At 65.9% G+C, this 361-nt stretch carries 1 pseudogene; it reads right to left on the bottom strand.

Annotated elements, in window-relative coordinates:
* Positions 1-9: 9 nt before the first annotated feature.
* Positions 10-361 (bottom strand): annotated as a pseudogene (locus SCA31_RS22670) (hypothetical protein); the annotation flags it as partial.

The following is a 361-nucleotide window of genomic DNA, read 5'->3' as shown; positions in this document are numbered from 1 at the left end:
CGTCCGTCATTACTCGGCAGGTACAAGCAGTGCCACCGGATACTGCCCCAAGACAGTGGCCACGGAAACTTCGCCGGCGCCGTACGTAGCTCCGGTGAGTTCATCGCGGAAGGTGACGGGCAGATCGATGACCGTATCCCGCCAGCCGCCGTCCCCAGCCAACCGCTTGGGCAAACGGGTGGCGAGTGTGACGGCGCCTGGGCCATCGGCACCCCGATCGAACGCGATCAGGTGGTTCGCTGCCTCACCGCGGACATCCACCGCACGGTACCCGCCAAAGAGTTCAGGCCGGTCACGGCGCAGCCTCAGGGCACGGGATACCACCAGGAGTTTGGCGGCATCCTCCGTGTAAGCCGGCCTC

It is taken from the genome of Chryseobacterium sp. SIMBA_028, from assembly GCF_046535285.1.
Lineage (GTDB): Bacteria > Bacteroidota > Bacteroidia > Flavobacteriales > Weeksellaceae > Chryseobacterium.
The sequence above is the reverse complement of the archived record's forward strand: the minus strand, read 5'-3'. Positions and strand labels throughout refer to the sequence as shown.